General features: G+C 45.4%; 17 protein-coding genes. 10 read left to right on the top strand and 7 right to left on the bottom strand.

Annotated elements, in window-relative coordinates:
* Positions 1 to 122 precede the first annotated feature (122 nt).
* The 10 genes from dsrO (at position 123) to R8O11_RS01980 (ending at position 12207) form a co-directional block, all read left to right on the top strand.
* Positions 123 to 887 carry a sulfate reduction electron transfer complex DsrMKJOP subunit DsrO gene (dsrO, locus tag R8O11_RS02025; protein WP_318193870.1) on the top strand — a complete coding sequence of 255 codons (765 nt, stop codon included), beginning with the start codon at positions 123 to 125 and terminating at the stop codon, positions 885 to 887.
* Positions 884 to 2014, top strand: a complete 1131-nt coding sequence (gene nrfD, locus R8O11_RS02020; RefSeq protein ID WP_318193869.1) for an NrfD/PsrC family molybdoenzyme membrane anchor subunit — start codon at positions 884 to 886, stop codon at positions 2012 to 2014. The genes dsrO and nrfD overlap by 4 nt, the downstream gene beginning before the upstream one ends.
* A gap of 17 nt (positions 2015 to 2031) precedes the next feature.
* Positions 2032 to 5124: a tetrathionate reductase subunit A gene (locus R8O11_RS02015; RefSeq protein ID WP_169628451.1), complete on the top strand. Its 3093-nt coding sequence runs from the start codon at positions 2032 to 2034 to the stop codon at positions 5122 to 5124.
* Positions 5125 to 5401: 277 nt separating this feature from the next.
* A complete protein-coding gene (locus R8O11_RS02010) occupies positions 5402 to 5965 on the top strand; it encodes a c-type cytochrome (RefSeq protein WP_370687796.1) in 564 nt (187 codons plus the stop codon).
* Positions 5966 to 5973: 8 nt separating this feature from the next.
* Positions 5974 to 7026, top strand: coding sequence for a c-type cytochrome (locus tag R8O11_RS02005; protein ID WP_171344328.1), 1053 nt, complete (start codon positions 5974 to 5976; stop codon positions 7024 to 7026).
* Positions 7027 to 7328: 302 nt separating this feature from the next.
* Positions 7329 to 8660 (top strand): paraquat-inducible protein A, encoded by a 1332-nt coding sequence (locus tag R8O11_RS02000; protein WP_025767235.1) that lies wholly within the window; start codon positions 7329 to 7331, stop codon positions 8658 to 8660.
* Positions 8653 to 10299 carry an intermembrane transport protein PqiB gene (gene pqiB / locus R8O11_RS01995; protein WP_213970712.1) on the top strand — a complete coding sequence of 549 codons (1647 nt, stop codon included), beginning with the start codon at positions 8653 to 8655 and terminating at the stop codon, positions 10297 to 10299. Before R8O11_RS02000 ends, pqiB begins: the two co-directional genes overlap by 8 nt.
* Positions 10299 to 10877 (top strand): membrane integrity-associated transporter subunit PqiC, encoded by a 579-nt coding sequence (locus R8O11_RS01990; protein WP_256902939.1) that lies wholly within the window; start codon positions 10299 to 10301, stop codon positions 10875 to 10877. The genes pqiB and R8O11_RS01990 overlap by 1 nt, the downstream gene beginning before the upstream one ends.
* Positions 10878 to 10987: 110 nt before the next feature.
* On the top strand, positions 10988 to 11761 hold the full coding sequence (locus R8O11_RS01985) for a hypothetical protein (protein WP_031778929.1): 774 nt from the start codon (positions 10988 to 10990) through the stop codon (positions 11759 to 11761).
* 206 nt (positions 11762 to 11967) lie between these two features.
* The gene (locus R8O11_RS01980; protein WP_005376679.1) at positions 11968 to 12207 is read left to right on the top strand and encodes a hypothetical protein; all 240 of its coding nucleotides are present in this window, start codon (positions 11968 to 11970) and stop codon (positions 12205 to 12207) included.
* Between the two features lie 60 nt (positions 12208 to 12267).
* Here the strand turns inward: R8O11_RS01980 and R8O11_RS01975 are convergent, their stop codons facing one another.
* The 7 genes from R8O11_RS01975 to cmk all read right to left on the bottom strand — a co-directional run bounded on the left by R8O11_RS01975 (position 12268) and on the right by cmk (position 20108).
* Entirely contained in the window at positions 12268 to 14106 is a 1839-nt protein-coding gene (locus R8O11_RS01975; protein ID WP_017633867.1) for an extracellular solute-binding protein, read from the bottom strand.
* Positions 14107 to 14605: 499 nt separating this feature from the next.
* Entirely contained in the window at positions 14606 to 15307 is a 702-nt protein-coding gene (gene pyrF / locus R8O11_RS01970; RefSeq protein ID WP_167415347.1) for an orotidine-5'-phosphate decarboxylase, read from the bottom strand.
* 84 nt (positions 15308 to 15391) lie between these two features.
* Positions 15392 to 16567, bottom strand: coding sequence for a lipopolysaccharide assembly protein LapB (lapB, locus tag R8O11_RS01965; RefSeq protein WP_005376665.1), 1176 nt, complete (start codon positions 16565 to 16567; stop codon positions 15392 to 15394).
* Between the two features lie 18 nt (positions 16568 to 16585).
* Positions 16586 to 16882, bottom strand: coding sequence for a LapA family protein (locus R8O11_RS01960; RefSeq protein ID WP_318193868.1), 297 nt, complete (start codon positions 16880 to 16882; stop codon positions 16586 to 16588).
* 269 nt (positions 16883 to 17151) lie between these two features.
* A complete protein-coding gene (gene ihfB, locus R8O11_RS01955) occupies positions 17152 to 17433 on the bottom strand; it encodes an integration host factor subunit beta (RefSeq protein ID WP_005385816.1) in 282 nt (93 codons plus the stop codon).
* Between the two features lie 213 nt (positions 17434 to 17646).
* Positions 17647 to 19317 (bottom strand): 30S ribosomal protein S1, encoded by a 1671-nt coding sequence (gene rpsA, locus R8O11_RS01950; RefSeq protein ID WP_005385817.1) that lies wholly within the window; start codon positions 19315 to 19317, stop codon positions 17647 to 17649.
* Between the two features lie 110 nt (positions 19318 to 19427).
* Complete coding sequence (cmk, locus tag R8O11_RS01945) at positions 19428 to 20108, bottom strand: (d)CMP kinase (RefSeq protein ID WP_021033981.1); 681 nt, start codon at positions 20106 to 20108, stop codon at positions 19428 to 19430.
* Between the last annotated feature and the right edge of the window lie 157 nt (positions 20109 to 20265).

Here is a 20265-nt window from a genome sequence, read left to right as displayed (position 1 = left end):
AAACCACATTTGTTTTAGATCAAGTTTGATCTGGGTATGTGGAAATCCACAATATAAGCCTCGCAGTGCATTTCTCACAATGGAATCAGTCAATTCAAATACAACAAAAAAGCAGGTGAGTTATGGATTCCACCAAACGTCGCTTTCTCAGCGCGGTCACAGCCGGAGCCGCGTTAATTCCAGTCGCAGGCATTGGCACGGCAACTGCGGGAAACATTATTCGAAATAACCAGTCCGCTGACCGAAAAGGACAAGTCGGGAAGCGTTATGCCATGGTGATAGATTTGCGTAAATGTGTCGGATGCCAGGCTTGCACTGTGGGTTGCAGCATCGAGAACCAAGCGCCTATCGGTCAATTCCGAACCACCGTAAAGCAATACGAAGTTACGTTAGATGATGGCTCTACCACGCGAGAAGCAAAAGCCTTTATGCTACCGCGCCTTTGTAACCACTGCGACAACCCACCTTGCGTGGCAGTGTGTCCGGTTCAAGCAACCTTTCAGCGCGAAGATGGCATTGTCATGGTGGATAACAGTCGCTGCGTAGCGTGTGCGTACTGTGTACAAGCCTGCCCTTACGATGCGCGTTTTATCAATGAGGACACGCTCACCGCAGACAAATGCACCTTCTGCGCACACCGCTTAGAACAAGGTTTATTACCCGCTTGTGTGGAAACCTGCGTGGGTGGTGCTCGCGTGATTGGTGATTTGAATGATCCATCAAGTGAAGCCCGCCGCTTAATTACGAAGCACCAAGACGACATCAAAGTGCTAAAGCCCAATGAAGAGACCAAGCCACATGTGTTTTACATCGGCATGGATGAACGCTTCACCAGCCACATCGACGGGCAGCCAGCTATTTACGACCCTCAAGGAGAGCGAGCATGAACATCACCGAAGTGTTAGTCCAACCTCAAGCGATGGCTTGGCTCCCGTGGGCGGTGCAGTACTTCTTTTACATCGGTTCTGCTTACGCTGCCGCTATTTTGTTCCTAATCGCCCTATTATTTGAGCAACACACCAGTCATCGGTTACGCGCCGCGCTGGTGCTAACGATGGCCATCGGCGCTATCGTAGGCCCGTTGGCGTTAACTGGCGACCTTCACCAGCCGGGACGAGCTTGGCATTTTTACGTGCACATCACGCCGTGGTCATGGATGTCTCTAGGCTCGCTGTTCCTGCCTGTTTTCTCAGGTTTAGCGGTAGTGACTGCATGGCTGTATCTCCGCGAGGATCTGATCAACTTACGTAATCAGCCAGGGAAAGTACTGCCTCTAATTTCAAAGCTGTCACTGGGTGACTGGGTGCTCTCTCGTAGAGTCATGCTTATGGTATCTGTTATCACGGTGCTATCAGGCATCACCATTGCAGTCTACACAGGCGCTGAAATTGCAGTCGTTAAATCGCGCTCTTTATGGCACCAACCCGCGTCGCCGGTTCTTTGGTTTGTCACTGCATTTATGAGCGCGGTCGGATTTTCTCTGTTGATTTGGCTCTTGCTGCCTAGTCAGTCAAAGACACTGACATCTGGCGATACTAATTTACTTAAAAAATCAGTGGTTACCAGCGGTGTATTAACGCTGATACTGCTACCGATTTGGGCATCCAACAATTCCGCATTTTCGCTCTATTCTAGCGAACAGTGGATGCACAACATTGCCCTGCTCACTTTTGTCGTTTTAGGTTGTGTTTTGCTCGCTTTCATCTTCTTGCGCGATACCCAAAAGTCCGCATCAGCCAGATTTCGTCACGTCATAGGGCTCAGTTTTGTGTCTGCTGCCGCACTGGCAAGTGCATGGCTGATTCGCTGGTTTACCATCATGGAAGTGCAAATCATCGCCAAGTTCGATGCAGCGCTGTATCCATACCAACTCACTATGGATGGAAATGGCTGGATAGGCATTATCGGCATGCTCGGATTATGGCTTGCACTGGCACTGCTCGGTTCGGAGCTGGTTCAGCCAAAACAAAAGATCGAAGTAAAAGCCTCATCACTCACCTTAACTGAACGCTAATCAAAGAGGATTTCATCATGGATAACAAACGCCGTCAGTTTTTGAAATCAGGCATTGTAGTGGGTGGGCTTGGCGCATTCGCTGCGGGTTACGCCACCACCACCAAACATATGGTCGAGGGTGCGCTCGAAGGCACCGCAGGAGAAAAAACGCGTGATATTCACCACGGTAATTCTCTTGAACCAGAGTACACGGTCAACAGCAAAGGCAACCTGATCCCGAACCCAAACCAGCGCGTAGCTCCATCGATGTGCTTTGGCTGTTGGTCACTGTGCGGGTTGCGTGTGCGCATTGATAACCGCAACGACGAGATTTTGCGTATCACTGGCAACCCATATCACCCACTCTCTCATCAGCAACACATTCCATTCGAAACGCCAGTCAAAGATGCTTATTTAAGTTTGGCTGGAGAAGCGGGCCTTGAAGGTCGTTCAACAGCATGCGCACGTGGCAATGGGATGTTAGAAATTCGCAACAGCCCGTACCGCATTACTCAGCCACTGAAACGAGTTGGAAAACGCGGCGAAGGAAAATGGATTCCGATCAGCTACGAGCAATTGATAGAAGAAGTCGTAGAAGGTGGTGATTTATTTGGTGAAGGCCATGTTGATGGCTTACGCGACATTCGCGATTTAACAACACCCGTTGATCCTGAAAACCCAGAATATGGACCGAAAGCCAACCAATTGTTAATGACCAACGCCGGTAACGAAGGCCGAGACGACATATTCAAACGCTTCGCGTTCAACAGCTATGGTACACGTAACTTTGGGCATCACGGCTCTTACTGCGGCTACGCATTTCGTGCTGGCAGCGGCGCATTTATGAACGACTTAGATAAGAACGCACATTTGAAGCCAGACTTTGATAATGCGGAATACATCATCTTCATCGGTATGTCGCCTGCGCAAGCTGGCAACCCTTTTAAGCGCCAGGCGCGCCAACTCGCCAATGCGCGAACAGAAGGTAGCTTGGAATACACCATCATCACGCCAAGTTTGCCTGCGGGTTCATCGAGCTTGGCCGCTGGTGACAACAACCGCTGGATACCAATCAAACCGGGTACCGATTCTGCCCTCGTGCTTGGCATGGTCCAGTGGATCATCGAAAACCAACGCTACAACAAAACCTTCTTGGCGCAGCCGGGGGCAAACGCGATGAAGCGAGCCGGCACCGCGCACTGGTGTAATGCCACGCACTTGGTAATCAGCGATGAGCAGCACCCGAGAAACGGCACGTTTTTACGCGCATCTGATCTGAACCTGCCATTTGAGGGCGAAGCGTTGTCTGACTCCGACCCGTACGTCATCGTGGATGAGCAAAGCAGCGAATTTGGTGTTCATACCCAAGCTGAGGAAGCGGCACTGTTTGTCGATAAAACGGTTTCGCTTGCATCGGGCGAAGTGCGCGTAAAATCGTCTCTACAAAGACTCAAAGAAGAGGCGTTCAAATACAGCCTTGCGTTCTACAGCCAACAATGTGAAATCCCTGTCGAACAAATTGTTGAACTAGCAAAGCGCTTCACCAGTCACGGAACAAAAGCGGTGGTCGATACCCACGGTGGCAACATGCACACCAATGGGTTCTATAACTCGTTTACCATCATGATGCTCAATGCGTTGATTGGTAACATAAATATGAAAGGCGGCGCGATGGCCAAAGCGGGTGGCTACCCAACTTCCGCTGCGGGTCCTCGTTACGACTTCACCAAATTTACTGGCAAAGTCGGCCCGAAAGGCGTCTTTTTGTCGCGCAGTAAATTCCCCTACCACAAAACCAGCGAATACAAACGTCGCGTTGAGGCAGGTGAATCACCTTACCCAACTCGCGCCCCTTGGTATCCGTTTGCCGCGCCACTGCTGACAGAGCACCTATCTGCGGCTATTGATGGGTATCCATACCGCGTAAAAGCGTGGATCAACCACATGGCGAACCCAATGTATGGTGTACCCGGTTTGAAAACGCTGCTGGAATACAAGCTTAAAGATCCAAAGCAGCTCGGTTTGATTGTGTCTGTTGATGCGTTCATTAACGAAACCACCGCATTGTCGGACTATATTGTGCCGGACACGGTCACCTACGAAAGCTGGGGTATGGCAACGCCTTGGCACGACGTTCCGGTGAAAACCGTCACCGCTCGCTGGCCGATTGTGGGAGCGCGAACAGAGAAAACCGCCGATGGTCGTTCAATTTGCTTAGAAAACTTTTTGATTGATGTCGCCAAGAAAATGCAACTAGGCGGCTTTGGTGACAACGCGATTCAAGATGCGCAAGGGAATTGGCACGCCCTCCACAGCGCTGAAGATTTCTACTTACGTTCCGCGGCAAACTTGGCTTATGTGAAAGGCGGGGTACCTGAAGTTTCGGCAGAAGACATTGCGTGGTCCGGCCTAGAGCGTTTAATGCCAGCCATGCAGAAGACGCTGACAGCGGATGAGATGAAACGTGTGGCGTTTATTTTTGCTCGCGGTGGACGTTTTGAAAATGCAACCGAAGCGTATCAAGGTGAGCAAATGAAGCATAAATGGACACGACCTGTCGCGATATGGAATGAACGTGTCGGCAGCGCAAGAAACACCATGACCGGTGATTTCTACACGGGTTGCCCAACATGGCATCCACAAAAGCTGGCCGATGGCACACCAATGGAAGAACAGTTCCCAAGCTCAGAATGGCCATTCAGCCTGACGAACTTTAAATCCAACATTCACAGTGCGGTATCCAATCTATCGCCAAGGTTGAACTCGATTAAAGGCGTAAACCCAGTGTACATCCATCCAATCGATGCCGAGCGCGCAGGCATTAAAACAGGTGATGAGTTTGTTATTGAGACACCATCTGCAAGCACCAAAGCACTTGCGATGATAGTCAGCGGAATTCGCCCTGGCACACTCGGATTTGAACATGGGTTTGGTCATACCGAGCTAGGACAACGCTCGCACTGGATCGGCGATAAACAACAACCCGTAAAAACGCGCAGCCAAGATGGCGTCAACATTAACGACATTGGCTTAATTGATCCTACCCGAGAAGGTAAAGGTGTATTGTTGGATTGGGTAGTGGGCGCGGCGGCACGTCAGTCCTTGCCGGCCAAAATCCGCAAAGCGTAACGCCGCACGTTAAGACGTCTCTACCACTTAGAGCTGCCGATTTGTGCAGCTCTTCACCACTTTGTTTTTATCGCTTATAGAACAACCAATAAAAACAAATACGGCCATTTACACTTATTAAATATGTGGAAATCCACAATACCTTTCATTATTGACAAGGCCGACAATATCGTCCGAGTGACTACCAAGTAGCACTTAGACATATTAATAAAAATTAAAGTGAGTCAGCATGTCAAAAATTCTTCCAGTGGTGGTGGCCTGTTTGTTAGCAACCACTATGGGCGCAAGCGCCTCGTCTATTCCGGAAAAAGCCAGCGTATGTAGCGGTTGTCACGGCCAAGATGGCATGGGACAGCCAAATATCGCGCCGATGATCGCTGGTTTAAACGCGAATTATCTCAACACTCAAATCGAATTATTCCTTAGTGGCGAACGCCAAAATGTGGTCATGCAAGGCATGGCGAAGGAACTCAGCGATCCCGCAGACCGTAAGGAAGTTATGGAGTACTTTGCTAACCTCCCGAGCTATGAGTTCACGAATCCAGAACAACGCGGCGACCAAGCTGATATTCGTAACCCGTATCGTAAGTTAATTTTCCAAGGCGATTGGGATCGAAATATTCCAGCTTGCGCGACTTGTCATGGAGCCAGCGGTATGGGCGTCGACAAGTTCCCTCGCCTCGCAAGCCAACATGCTGATTACTTAAAAACGCAATTGATGGCATGGAAAAACGGCACTCGCAGTGGCGACCCGCTCAATATGATGGGGACCATCGCAAAAAATCTCACTGACAAAGAGATCGAAAATCTTGCTTACTACTTTGCCTCATTACGTTACTAGGAGCAGTCATGAAACGTTTCTATTCTTTGTTCGCACTGCCTTTCATTTCTACGCTCGTATTAGCTAACGATCTGTTACCGGACCGCCAGAAAGAGCTACCTGCGATAGAAAAAGAAAAGCACGGTGAATACTTAAAACCGCGTGATCTCAGCACAATCCCAAACACCGCATTTGGTGAGCAAGTAAAACGCGGTTACTCGCTCTTTGTTAACTCACAACAAATGCGCGGAAAATACGTTGGCAACGAACAAAACTGTGTGAACTGCCATATGGAGGCAGGACGAAAAGCAAACGCTGCGCCACTGTGGGCAGCTTACATGGCATACCCAGCATATCGTAAGAAAAACGATCGCGTAAACAGCTATGCTGACCGTATCCAAGGTTGTTTCGAGTATTCCATGAACGGTAAAGCGCCCGCTTACGATTCGACAGAAATTGTTGCCCTTAGTGCTTACGCCTACTGGTTAGCGATGGGCGGCTTGCTTGACAAACATGGTATGGCGGATGAACCCATTCCAGAGCTAGACGCAAAAGCGTTGCAAATTGGTGGAAAAGCAAAAGACTTTCCGTTGCCCGAAGCCATCGCACAAGCATTACCAGTTGAAAAGCGAGGTAATCTCTCTGGGCGTGGCTACCCAAAAATCGCCGCCCCTGAGCAAGAACCATCAATAGAGCGAGGCGCATTGGTCTACGAAAAGAGCTGTGAAACTTGCCATCGCGCCGACGGTTCAGGCATCAAAGACACCAACGACCATTCATACATTCCACCACTTTGGGGCGAATATGCGTATAACTGGGGCGCAGGCATGCACCGGATTAACACTGCAGCCTATTTTATTTACGAAAACATGCCGCTTGGGAAAAGTGTGCAGCTGACAGAGCAAGAAGCTTGGGATGTCGCAGCATACGTCAACAGTCATGAGCGTCCACAAGATCCTCGATTCAAAGGCAATGTCACCGCAAACGCGGAGAAATATCACCAGCACCAAGGCTATTACGGCAAAACGCTCAACGGTACGCAAGTCGGCTCCAATGCCTTTAAGAGCGGAACGGTCAAGTAAAGTACAACTAAGCACCTTAAATAAAATGCTCTTTTTCCCTGCTCAGATTATCTGGGCAGGGTTACTTACCCTTAAAACAAGTAATTACCCCCCTCCACAGACAAGCAATATCACATTACTTTCGGCTTCCAACATATTCATCTTCGCCGTAAAATCTTGTACCAAACGCGACTTCGTTTATGTCTTAGATCTCCCATATGCTCTAATGCCAAAAGTAAGAAACTCGTAAACTCCTGAATCAAAACAAGCGTGCCTAGTGAAAAAAGAGTATTCTTAAAGCAAATGAATCTAAAACCTACCCGATGAGTATTCAACCTAATTCCCGTCAGTTAATTTCATGCGAAGAGTGCGGCCTTGTTGTTCGCATTCCCGATATCGAACAGGGGCAAAAAGCACAATGTCCTCGATGTTCGCATTCGCTGACTAAAGTGAATGCCAAGCCTTACCAAAGCGTGATCGCCATATCATCGGCATGTTTGATCATGTTAGTGCTAAGCATTTCTTTCCCTTTTATGTCGTTCAGCGTGCAAGGGTTGTCGCAAGAAATCACCTTGTTGCACGCTGCCAAAATGCTGGCTGAGTTTCAAAATGTGCTTTTGGGTGTGCTGCTACTCGCAACAGTTATCGTTTTGCCTGCAATCTATGTTGGTCTCATTCTCTTTCTTCACCTTGAAGCATTAAAAGCACGTAAACATACCCCCTCTAAAAAGCAGCAACGAATGGCAAAAGTTTTATGCCGTCTTCTATTTCGAGTCGAACCCTGGTTAATGGTGGATGTATTTTTGATTGGCGTGTTGGTCAGCTTAATTAAAATCGCTTCCCTCGCAGACATAGGAATGGGCACTTCATTCTGGGCGTTTTGTGTATATACCGTTCTGGTAGTCAAATGCATATCAATGGTCGACAAAAGCTGGCTCTGGGGACACTTTATTCCAGCTATCGAGCTATCTGATGTAAAAGAGGGTGATACGCACCATAACCACAACCATATTGGTTGTCATACGTGTCACCAGCTCAACCCTATTGAAGCTAAAAAACACCAACACTGCATTCGTTGTAAAAGCCCTATTCATAAATACAACCCCGCAGACAACTTACAAAAAGCTTGGGCGCTTTTGTTTGCTTCAGTCATTTTCTATATCCCTGCAAACCTCTACCCTATGATGTACACCGTAAGTCTTGGACATGCAGAAGGTTCAACTATCATGGAGGGGGTAATATTGCTTTGGCATTTAGGTTCTTACCCTATTGCGATGGTAATTTTCTTTGCTAGCGTATTTATTCCAATGGCGAAAATGCTGGCACTCGCGTGGCTGTATTACAATGCGCAAAAAGCGCGATATCTTCCGCACGAAGAGAGTATTTCACGCTTAAAGATCTACCGTATAACTGAGTTTATTGGCCGTTGGTCCATGATCGATATCTTCGTCGTCGCGATCTTAGTTGCACTGGTTCAACTGCAAAACTTAATGGCGATTTATCCAGGTCCTGCTGCGCTCTCTTTCGCGGCAGTGGTCATTTTTACTATGCTTTCTGCAATGATATTTGACTCACGTTTGTTGTGGCAATTGCCACAAAACGAAGTGCAGGAGCCGATTTCTGACAACTTAAACGAGAAAGCCAAATATGAGTGATGAGAACAACGTAACCGCTCAAATAAAACCGCAAAAGCAGATTTCTGCGATATGGATTGTCCCGATCCTTGCGCTAGCCATGGGAGCGTGGATGCTGTTCCAATATATCAACAGTACAGGCCCACAAATTACTCTCCAACTGCCAACCGCAGATGGGATTGAGGTTGGCAAAACCGAAATCCGAGCATTGAATGTAAAAGTCGGACTGATTACTGAAGTCACTCTCAGTGAAAATTACGATCACATCATCGCTAAGGCACAAATGAACAAGGATGCAGAACGCATGTTGCGAGATGACACCATGTTTTGGGTGGTGAAGCCTCGTATTGGCCGTGATGGCGTTTCAGGTTTAGAAACCTTGCTCTCTGGCGCTTATATCCAACTTCAGCCGGGTAAATCTAAAATAGAGAAAGAGCGCTTTACGGTCTTAGATGTTCCCCCAGTCGCCTCTCCTGATGCGGAGGGGCTACGCCTTGTGTTAACACATCGCGAGGCCGGTAAACTAGGCGTTGGTGACCCCGTCATTTATAAAGGCTTTACGGTTGGTCGTGTAGAGAAAACCAGCTTTGATGTTGACACTCGCAAAGCGTTATACCAACTCTTTATTTTCAAGCCTTATGACAGCTTAGTGCGCACTCGTACCAAGTTCTGGCTGAATTCTGGCGTAGATTTACAGCTCAACGCTGAAGGGTTCGAAGTCAAGTTTGGCTCATTAGAGAGCATGCTAACGGGTGGTGTTACCTTCGATACCGTTCCAGGTCTTGAATCCGGTGAACAGCTCACTGAAAATATGGTCAACTTCCGCTTGTACGATGATATTAAACAACTTCGAGAAGGCATGTACGATGATTATATTGAATTCGTTATGCTTTTTGATGAATCGGTACGAGGACTTAAACGTAAGGCACCTGTCGAATATCGAGGCTTGAGAATTGGTACTGTGATGCGTGTACCAATGCGACTTCCAACCCCAGAAGAGAACTTTTCTGCGAAAAAAATCCCTGTATTGGTACGTATCGAGCTCGGCCGTGTTTATGGCGATTTCCAATCCCAATCTTTACCAATGTTAAAAGATAAATTGAAGAGTGAGTTTGCTAAAGGCCTACGTGGTACTTTAAAAACAGGTAACTTATTAACAGGCGCACTGTATGTTGACGCCGACTTCTATCCAAATGACGAGCCTTACGTCCCGAGTAAGTTTGCTGATTTAGATGTTTTCCCAACCATGCGTGGTGGTTTTGCGCAGGTTCAGCGCCAAGTGAACGACTTCCTAAATAAGATTAATAACTTACCGATGGAAGAAACGCTAGATTCTCTCAATTCAACGTTAAAAACGTCTGAAAAAACGTTAGCTTCAGCAGAACGCGTGGCGGACAGTATTGATAAACTTTTGAATCAAAAAGAGACGCAAGAGATCCCAACAGATATTCGCCAAAGCTTACAGCAATTACAAAAAACACTCGATGGTTATGGGCCCAACTCAACCATGTACAGCGAAATGGAAGCCACGCTAAAAGAATTAGAAAGCGTGATGACAGAGTTTAAACCCGTACTTAAACAGCTAAACGAAAAGCCAAACTCTCTTGTGTTTGGAGAAGATGAAATCAGTGACCCAATACCAATTAAAGGCCAAAACTAATGAAACGAGTATTCTTTCTGTCTATCGCGCTATTTGTCGGTCTAACGGGTTGCAGTAGCGCTCCGCAAACTAAAGGAGCTATGTACCTTCTACCTAAGGTGGAACCAGTGACGCTGAGCTCTTCTGATATCGCTCAGCGCCCAACTTTAGTTGTTCGTCCAGTGACATTGGCGAGTTATTTGAATGATAATGGCATTGTTTATCGAACCTCTGAGACCCTAGTTATTCAGGCGAAACACAATCAATGGGCGCACAGTATTTCTGAGCAAATCACTCAGAGAGTCGTCGCGGAACTACGCCACAAGCAAAGTCATTATTGGCCGACTGAAATGAATAATCTGTTGGATCAAAGCGGTGAAGCCAAACTACAGCTTACGTTAAATAAATTTAATGGCAGCTACAAAGGTAATATCGAAATTGAGGGAGAATGGTTACTCATTAATGCCGAAGGTAAGGTCGAAAACAGTGCGCCAATACAAATCTCAAAGCCGCTTCAAGATGAAGGCTATGAAGCGCTCGTCAACGCTTTATCCATAGGCTTAGAAAGCCTAACCTCAGACATTGCCAAACAACTCTAAGTCAATGTTAATTACAGGGAAGCAAGTTGCTTCCCTTTTTTATGCAGAGTGTAGCGACTTCTACTAAGCTGAAAGCTGACGAAAAGCCGAAAAGCCGAAAAGGAAATTGGATGAAACCATGTAACCTGCTATCACTCTCCTCACTCATTCTTGTATTACCTACATCAGTAGCGCTCTCAGCCGAGACACAAGAATCTCGTTGGCGAAATAGCATAGAAGTGTACATGCTAGGACTGAATATCCACGGGGATACCAGTATTGGTCGCTTTTCATCAGAGGTGGATGTCGATCCTAAGTTCATCGTAGACCACCTCGATATTGGGGCGATGTTGCGATTCGAGAGTATTTACCAAAGTAAGTGGGGCTACTACATAGATTATAGTTTCATGAACTTAAGTGGTGATGTTAATAATATCAAGGGCGCTCTGCCTAACGCTCGTTATCGTGCGGACATCGAAATACGGCAAGGTGTTCTAGAAGCAAAGGCATTCCAACGCGAACAATATTCATTTGGTAAACTGGATTATATGTTTGGATTACGTTGGTGGGACAATGACATCACCGGCAAACTGTATCGCAATGATAACCGGGTACTAGAAGATAGACTGTCATTACAAGAAGATTGGGTCGATTTTTTAGTTGGCTTGCGACTCATTGATGAATTGAGCGAAAACTGGCGATTTCATGCCAGTATCGACGCCGGACTTGGCAACGATACTCACTTCACTTATGCCATTCAAACTGGTGTTCGTTATAGCTTTAACGAATGGTCTGATCTCAACTTAGCTTACAAGTCGACCTGGGTCGATTACAAAAATGAAGAGGTATTTGAATATGATACGGCTTCTCAAGGGCTTTTAGTCGGACTTGGCTTTTACTTTTGATTAGGTGAAACCCTAGCCTATATTCAAGCGTTGTAACGTGTACTAGCTCTAGGTACACGTCTAGTGCCGCGTTACAGATGCTTAAATAAGGCAAATTGATCTTCATCAGACTATAAATTGCTCTTCGGTGCTACTCTCTGTCACAAAATATAAAACCCCACTCTATGACCTCATATAGGTCTTGTTGATAAGGTTCCCGAGTAGCAATGTCGATTAACATTTCCGATTTAACCACCGCCCTAAATAAGGTGGAGCATATTCATAAAGTGCAGCTTGAAAACGTACATCAGTTCTTCAAAGCAAACGAAGCTTTCTCGTTGCAAACATTCAGCCAGCTGATATCAAGCGACTCGCTTGATGATCGATTTAAAACCATCGATAAAGCGTTCTCTTTGCTTGGTGATGCAAAAACCTACCTTTTAGAAGCGTCTTACCTTATTAAATAAAAAAGAAAGCCCCGATAAAATTCATTACCGGGGCTATCATTTTCTATCTAAACTACTGATTTACAATTTGTAACGATCATCAATTACCGTTAATTCTGGGAAGGTTTTACCCTCGTCCATCGCTTCTTCTGTCTCTTCTTTTACTTGGTTATCAATCCAGAAATTACCGATATCCATTGGATGAAGCACCCATTCTGTCGCTTTTGTCATGCCGTTTTTAGGAATTTTAACCCAGCGCCAATGAGCAACTCGAGAATAAGGCACCATGTAGCCAGGAACGATGATATTCGCTTTGCTGACATAGTTTTGGATTTGATGCGACAAGTCGTAACGCTTCTCCTGATCAAACTCAGAATCATACGCTTCAATTAACTTGTCTAGCTCAGGGCTGCTGTAGTTGGTGTGAGCATTCGTTTGTGGTCGATTTGCATTATCCGAGTGTAGGTATTCCCAGTACGCAGGGATCTCACCAGAGCCCATATTCAAAAACGCTAGCTGATGCTTTTTCTCAAGAATGTATTTAAACGCAGATGAGCCATCCACCAAGTTTAACGTGAACTCAAGACCAGCAAGTTTCGCTTGCTCTTTCAGGTATGCAATACGCGGTGTCCAAGAGTTGTATCCGTAGGTGATAGCAAAGCTCAAGCGTTGGCCCTTGTCGTTAACACGAATACCATCTGCGCCCACTTTATCAAAGCCCGCTTTTTCGAAGTGTTTAACCGCCGCATCAGCATCAAACTTTGGCGGTGTATTGTTAGGATCATCGTATTCGCCATGACCAAAGCCGAGTCCATGCGGTTTACGTGAATAATCTCCACGCATGATGTTTTCAATCATGCCGTCATAGTCAGTGGCTGCCATAACACCTTTACGCACTTCTAGGTTATCCAACATAGGCATCGCTGTGTTCATCCAAAGACCACCAGCTCCTTGCGGTGCTTCGTTAAAGCCCCAGTACTTTTGGATATAGCCTTTTTTGTACACATCACTATTGGTTTTGTCATGCCAAAAGCTTGGTAGCACCATCTCAAAGTAGTCTAAGTTGCCTTTCTCAAAGTGCTTCATGGCAATATCAGGATCGCGAATTACCTTAATGCGAACCTTTTCAACGTTATAACGGTTTTTATAGTAGCGGTTGTTGTATCCCCACCAATCTTCACCGACATGTTTGAATGTCACGCTCTTACCTTTCTTCACTTGATCAATGTAGTAAGGCGCTGCGGTTGGCTCAGATTTAAAGTTAAACTTTCTGACAAAGTTATCAGGCATGCCATCGTTATTTGCGTCCTTTTCTCCTTCAAAGAAGTGTTCAGGACGAGGCTGAAAACCATTACTTGGCATGTTAATCATAACCATAAGTGAGTCATGACTTTGAGCTACAGCAAGATTGACTTTGATCGTGTAGTCATCAATTTTTTCAACACTCACAATACTGTTTGTGAAGAAGTCGTTATACCACGGGTCGATAATGTCTTTTGACGTGTAGTACTTCATCATAAAGACGTAATCATCTGCTGTAATTTTTTCACCATCTGACCACTCGGCCGTTTCGTCGAGTTTAAAGAATACGGTTTTGTTGTCCTCTCCAAATGCCCATGACTTAGCAAGTTGAGGGATCCATTTGCCAGTATTTGGATGACGCTGAGCCAGTTTTGGTGAACCATCCATTAAGTATTGGCGCAAACCTGAGTTCGCATCTGGACCAACACTTCGTAATGTTTGCGGAAAGCTCTGAATGTAAGTGCGATAGGTGCCACCTCGTACCGCTTCTTCAGAGGCAAATAGAGGTTCGTTGTTGTTTGAAATCCATTCGATATCAGCTGGCAATTCTGCCGCACTCAGTTGAAAACTGGCAGCGGTCAGTGTTGCTAGTACTGAAAATGGCAGTTTTTTAGTCATGTTTCTTCCTTGTTGTGTTTGCGCACTAAGGTCGTAACAAGGAAGACAGCGTGTGAAAGCTCACAGAAAGCTGCGATTTAAAATACGCAGATAGGAAATAATAGGAACGTAATATGAAGTGACGTCCTGCCAGCTTCTATATTAATTTCAAAGAGTTTCACTAGGTCATCCTAGACCTTACAACGCAGTGAATGCATCTTCGCCATAGTATTCTTTAGATATTTGTAACGCAAGCCATCAATAACACATGATTGCATTTTCGAGGCATCACAGTGAGTTATGTTACAAAAGTGTGATCAGCATAGTACCAAGCCCTACTTTACTCAGAATAAACCGCAGAACCTTTATCTCAATTGGCCCCGATATACCAGTTACAGCGAGTAAATGATCAGACATAGCTGGTTAAAAGGAATGGTTGTTTACCGCGATCAGTATTTTCATTCGATATAAAAAGTGAGGCATCTTAGCCTCACTTTTCTCCATACAATCGAGACAGTGCTTACATTTTAGATAAGCTCTCATTGATCGACTTCAGCACTTCTGCAGGATTTGACGCTTGAGTGATAGGGCGACCAATCACAAGATAATCTGAACCTGATTGGATAGCGTCTACTGGCGTCATGATACGGCGCTGGTCACCTTGTTCTGAACCAGCAGGTCGAATACCAGGGGTCACTAATTTAAATTCTTGGCCTAGTTCGCTCTTCAGTAGTGAAGACTCTTGCGCTGAACATACGACACCATCTAAGCCTGCGTTTTTGGTCAAGGTTGCTAGACGAATCACTTGCTCCTGAGGCGCAACATTCAAACCAATACCAGCTAAATCACTTTGTTCCATACTGGTTAGTACCGTTACACCGATAAGAAGTGGACGATCTTTACCATATGGCTCAAGAATTTCACGTGATGCCGTCATCATACGCTCACCACCGCTCGCGTGTACGTTCACCATCCATACACCCATTTCAGCCGCAGCGCGAACTGCTTTCGAACAGGTGTTTGGAATATCGTGAAATTTTAAATCTAGGAATACCGAGAAACCACGTTTATCGAGTTCACGTACAAAATCAGGACCAAATAGCGTAAACATCTCCTTGCCAACTTTTAGTCGGCATGACGCAGGATCAATTCTATCTACAAACGCAAGTGCATCTGCTTGGTTATCATAATCCAGTGCGACAATAACTTTTTGGTCGATCATTTCATCTCCTAACTGTTTTGGTTCTTATTAAATAAAAAGTTAAAAAAATGCAGCGGACAGAAACTCTGCCAGCTGCATTAAGAATTATTCACCATCCAATCCGCGGATTGGCTTGATCGTCCCCCATCCTTTACAGGACGGACAATGCCAATAAAGGGAATGGGTAGAAAATCCACACTTCCGGCATCGGTAATGCGGTTTCACTTTTAATTGTTCACCCACCATCGCTTGTAGTGTTGATAGGCTGTCTTTCGCTCGACCATCTTCTGCTTCTGCAATGTGGTAGTCAATTAAACGGTAGAAGCCCTTCATGGTTGGATTTTTCAGCAATTGTTTCGTCAGTAACTCTTGAGCAGCCCCAACGTTCTCGTGATGAGCAACTAATTGAGCCAACATCAACTCGGCTGATACGCCTGCTTTCTTATCAATACAAGCTCGCAGAAACTCGACAAGTTCATCTTCCTGACCCAGATGATGATAGCATTCTGCAATAGTTGGCAAGACATCACTGATAAAGTCTTTATCTTGCTCAAGTACCCCCGTCAGATATTTGATGGTGTGCTTATAGTCTTCAGACTCTAGATAAATTCGTCCCAAAGCAATACTTGCTCGAACACACTTCGGGTCTTCCGCTAACGCTTTTTTAAAATGCTGTATTGCCTTATTAGTATTCCCATCAGCTTGGTCGAGCATGGCTATTTCACACCAAAAATGGGCAATATTTGCACGCATCCTTGAGCGTTTATTACCTAACTTAGCCAATTGGTTCGCGTAATAAATCGCCTTTTCCCATTCTCGTGTTTGCTGATAAATGGTCACTAATTGTTGAAGAGCCGCCTCTTTGTAATCTGGCTCTTCGACTAACTGTTCGAAGATTTTCTCTGCACGATCAAGAAAACCTGAGACCATGTAGTCTTTCGCTAACTGTTGAAGGGCGAGGTTCTTTTGGTCCAGTGTTAAGCCTGAACGAGAAATAAGATTTTGGTGAATTCTGATTGCGCGGTCGACTTCACCACGAGACCGGAACAGGTTACCCAACGCAAGGTGAGTATCGATGGTCTCGTTATCAACTTGGAGCAATTCAATAAAGTGATCGACAGCCTTATCTGATTGGTCAGAGAGCAGTAGATTAAGACCCGTCATATACTGACGAGAGATTTGATGAGATTGCTTCTGCTTGTCTTGCTGAGCGCTGCGATGTCCCATATACCAGCCATACGCAGCAGCTATAGGCAACAACAAGAAGAGTAGTTCAAGCATTAAAGTTAAGCCTTATCCTTATGCCTGTTTTTCAATGGCTGGCTTATCAGCAGCGTTGTTTGATTCAGTTGGTTCGTACTTTTTCAGTTTTTTCTTTAAACGACGGACCTGTAGCTGAGTTTTCAGTTGGATGCTACCAAAGATAACCCACGCTAAAGCAAAGCCAACCACAAATACTACACCTAATAGCGTAGATAAGTGGAACTCTCCTTTTGCTAGAAGATAGTTAAAAGTCACGATCTCTTGGTTTTGGGAACCTAACGCCAATGCAATTAAAAAGAGAGCTAAAACAGCAACGATTTTTATAATTTTCATGTTACATCACCCTTCTAGGAGTAAGTCGGTAAGATTATGCAGGAAAATGCTTCTTCAGACTACGTATATTAGCAATAATCTATACCCAAGTAACCTCAAGATGCTTAGTTTGTAGACATGCTTAGAAGTTAAAGTTATTTGGGTATAGAAAACAGCTGAATCCACAATTAGATTAGTAAACGATCTTGGATGTATGACTAACTTGGATACATTACAAAAAAGCGGCATACACAAACGTATGCCGCTTTTTTCAAACTAATAAGAGTGCATTAACCAATATTTACACGCTCACGAAGTTCTTTACCAGGTTTGAAATGTGGAACGTATTTACCTTCCAATTCCACTTTATCGCCCGTTTTAGGGTTACGACCTACGCGAGGCTCGCGGTAATGAAGAGAAAAACTACCAAAGCCACGGATCTCGATACGGTCACCGCTCTCTAGTGTAGAGGCCATGTGCTCTAAAATATCTTTTACAGCATCCTCTACCTCTTTCGCTGATAAGTGTGTTTGCTCAGCGCAGAGTCTTTCAATCAGTTCAGACTTAGTCATAGTTGCCCTCTTTGAGTATCTTTATCACTTATTATAGTAAGTAATACTAATTCCAACAAACACTTGCTGACAATTCTAGACAAATTTTATGCAAAATGCGCAATGAAGAAATGCCTTTTATTAAGATAGTTTACTGTCATTAGTATTACTACTTAAATATGACCAAATATAAAAAAGGAGCCTTGCGGCTCCTTTTTTGCTTAAGCGAGTATATTATTCGCCTTTAGCAGCTTTGAAAGCGTCAGCCATTGCGTTACCGAATGCATTGTCATCTTGCTTGTTGATAGATGCCATTGCTTCTTGCTCGTCAGCTTCGTCTTTAGCTTTGATAGATAGGTTGATTACGCGGTTCTTACGGTCTACACCTGTGAACTTCGCTTCAACAACATCACCAGCGCTTAGGATTAGAGAAGCATCTTCTACGCGATCGCGTGATACTTCAGAAGCACGGATGTAACCTTCAACGCCTTCTGCGATTTCAACAGTAGCGCCTTTAGCGTCAACAGCAGTTACAGTAGCGTTAACTAGAACACCTTTCTTGTTGTCAGCAACGTAAGCATTGAATGGGTCATTTTCCATTTGCTTGATGCCTAGAGAGATGCGCTCACGCTCAGCGTCTACTGCTAGAACAACTGCAGAGATCTCGTCGCCTTTCTTGTACTCACGTACAGCTTCTTCGCCAGCAACATTCCAAGAAATGTCAGATAGGTGAACTAGACCGTCGATGCCGCCTTCTAGACCGATGAAGATACCGAAGTCAGTGATAGACTTGATCTTACCAGTAACTTTGTCGCCTTTAGCTTGTGCTTCAGCGAATGACTGCCATGGGTTAGCTTTACACTGTTTCAGACCTAGAGAGATACGACGACGTTCTTCGTCGATTTCAAGAACCATAACCTCAACTTCGTCGCCAACATTAACAACTTTAGAAGGGTGGATGTTCTTGTTAGTCCAATCCATTTCTGAAACGTGAACTAGACCTTCAACGCCTTCTTCGATTTCAACGAAGCAGCCGTAGTCAGTTAGGTTAGTTACGCGACCAGTTAGTTTGTGACCTTCTGGGTAACGCTTAGCGATTGCTACCCATGGATCTTCGCCTAGTTGCTTAAGACCTAGTGATACGCGAGTACGCTCACGGTCGAACTTAAGAACTTTAACTTGGATCTCGTCACCAACGTTAACGATTTCAGATGGGTGCTTAACGCGCTTCCAAGCCATATCAGTGATATGTAGAAGACCGTCAACGCCACCTAGGTCAACGAACGCACCGTAGTCAGTAAGGTTCTTAACGATACCTTTAACTTCAGAACCTTCTTGTAGAGTTTCTAGAAGCTCGTCACGCTCAACGCTGTTCTCTGATTCGATAACTGCACGACGTGAAACAACTACGTTGTTACGTTTTTGGTCAAGTTTGATAACTTTGAACTCTAGCTCTTTGTTTTCTAGGTGAGCAGTGTCGCGGATTGGACGTACGTCTACTAGAGAGCCAGGAAGGAAAGCACGGATACCGTTTAGTTCAACAGTGAAACCGCCTTTAACTTTACCGTTGATGATACCAACAACAGTTTCAGCTTCTTCGTAAGCTTTCTCAAGTACGATCCAAGCTTCGTGACGCTTAGCTTTCTCACGAGAAAGTTGAGTTTCACCGAAACCATCTTCAACAGCGTCTAGAGCTACGTCTACTTCAGCGCCAACTTCAACTTCAAGTTCGCCAGCAGCGTTCTTGAACTGTTCAGCAGGGATAGCAGATTCAGACTTAAGACCAGCGTCAACAAGAACGAAACCGTTCTCGATAGCTACTACAGTACCTTTAACGATGCTGCCTTGTTGGAATTCTGTTTCGTTTAGAAACTCTTCAAAGAGTTGAGCAAAAGATTCAGTCATTTAATTAATCTTCAATAAATTAAACTTCCACGGGTATCCTACCGCATGGGGTTATTAAATTCGCCAGTCATCATCCTTGCGACCAACGCTCTTAGCCTAGTCGAGTATTATTACTCAGCTAGCTTCGATTCGATATATTGTAGTGCCTTTTCTACTACTTCGTCGATAGTCATCGACGTAGAATCTAGCACAAGCGCATCCTCAGCAGGGCGTAATGGCGCCACTGGGCGGTTACGATCTCGGTCGTCACGCTCTTGGATCTCGCTTAAAAGGTCAGCAAATCTAACATCTAACCCTTTCTCTTGCAACTGTTTAAGGCGTCGATTTGCACGCTCTTCAGCACTCGCATCAAGGAAGATTTTTGCTTGCGCACTCGGGAATACAATTGTGCCCATATCACGACCATCAGCAACCAGACCCGGAGCGGTCTCAAATGCACGCTGACGACGTAGTAATGCTTCACGAACACGTGGCAAAGCCGCAACTTTAGATGCTGCCATGCCTGTTTCTTCTTTGCGAAGCTCCCCTGACACGTCTTCGCCTTCTAGAATGACCTTAACTAAGTCACCTTCCGCGATAAATTGAACGTCTAGGTGGGTTGCTAGTGGGACAAGAGCATCTTCTGACTCGGTGTCGACACCGTGGTGAATCGCAGCGAGTGCAAGTACACGATAAATTGCGCCAGAATCTAAGAGTTGGAAACCCAACTTTTTCGCCAGCAACATACATAAAGTGCCTTTACCTGCACCACTAGGTCCATCTACGGTTACAACCGGAGTTTGAGAGGACATGTTCTTCTCCACCAATAGTTTCTTTTCAGCAATTTGCTCGGTTTTCGAGGCGCACATTATACGGGTAATCAGTCTTTGGAGCGAGGAAAAATGTCGTGTAAAGCATTACACCTAATGCGTAATTGGATTCATCAATAAACATAAAGTTCAACAAAAA

The sequence above is a fragment of the Vibrio sp. 1288 genome, assembly GCF_033344475.1.
The sequence above is the reverse complement of the archived record's forward strand: the minus strand, read 5'-3'. Positions and strand labels throughout refer to the sequence as shown.